This window comes from Rhodosalinus sediminis, from assembly GCF_003385555.1.
Taxonomy (GTDB): Bacteria; Pseudomonadota; Alphaproteobacteria; order Rhodobacterales; family Rhodobacteraceae; genus Rhodosalinus; species Rhodosalinus sediminis.
In genome coordinates this window covers 1-773 of record NZ_QOHR01000082.1, presented here as the reverse complement: position 1 = coordinate 773, position 773 = coordinate 1, and the positions used below count along the sequence as shown (strand labels likewise).

The 773-nt window shown below is 67.5% G+C and carries 2 protein-coding genes; one reads left to right on the top strand and one right to left on the bottom strand.

Going from position 1 to position 773, the window contains the following annotated elements; all coding sequences use genetic code 11:
• Positions 1-86 precede the first annotated feature (86 nt).
• A complete protein-coding gene (locus tag DRV84_RS15180) occupies positions 87-302 on the bottom strand; it encodes a phage head-tail joining protein (RefSeq protein WP_115982154.1) in 216 nt (71 codons plus the stop codon).
• A gap of 108 nt (positions 303-410) precedes the next feature.
• Between DRV84_RS15180 and DRV84_RS15175 the strand changes: the two genes are divergently transcribed.
• Positions 411-773: hypothetical protein (locus DRV84_RS15175; RefSeq protein WP_115982152.1), on the top strand; the 363-nt coding region annotated here is incomplete at its 3' end.

Here is a 773-nt window from a genome sequence, read left to right as displayed (position 1 = left end):
CCGTGGCTCCGGGGGAGCCGCGTAAGCCCGGAGGACGCGGGGTCGCCCCGGTCGGAGCGGCGAAACCGGTCGAACAGCCCCATGGATCACAGCCCCTTCGTCGTCGTGACGCGCAACTGCCGGACGATCCGCCGGCCCTCCGCCGCCGCGATCTCGCGGTCCAGCGCCTCGATGGCGCGGTCGATCTCCGCCACGCTGCGATACTCGACGGTCTTGCCGTCATAGCTCACCCGCGCCACGCCCGAGGCGCGCTGCGCCGAAAGCGCGTCGCGGCGGCCGCGGAGTTCCGTCACAGCGGTCATCGATCACCTCACGCTGTTGATGCGGGTCAAGTGACGCCGCACTCACCACGCGCCGGTGGCGGTTAGGGCGCGGCTTCGCCATAAGGACGGCATGGANACGCCGCGACGATGGAGGAGCTGCGGGCGAGGAACGTTCTTCGCTCCGCGAACAATCCCACCGGCGATCTTGCCGAATACCTCTTCTGCGCCGCCTTCGGCTGGGACCAGGAGAACAACTCCGCAAAGTCCTTCGATGCCACGGGCGCAGACGGGTCCCGGTATCAGATCAAGGGACGTCGCATTCACCGGCGCAACGGTTCGCGGCAACTCTCCGCGATCCGCGATCCGGATGGGTTCGACATCCTGGCGGCCGTCCTCTTCGACGACGAATTCAGGATCCTGCGGGCCGCCCTGATCCCCGCCAGCGTCGTGCGCGATCACTCGAAGTTCATCGAGCACACGAACAGCCACAAGTTCCTGTTGCGCGATGCA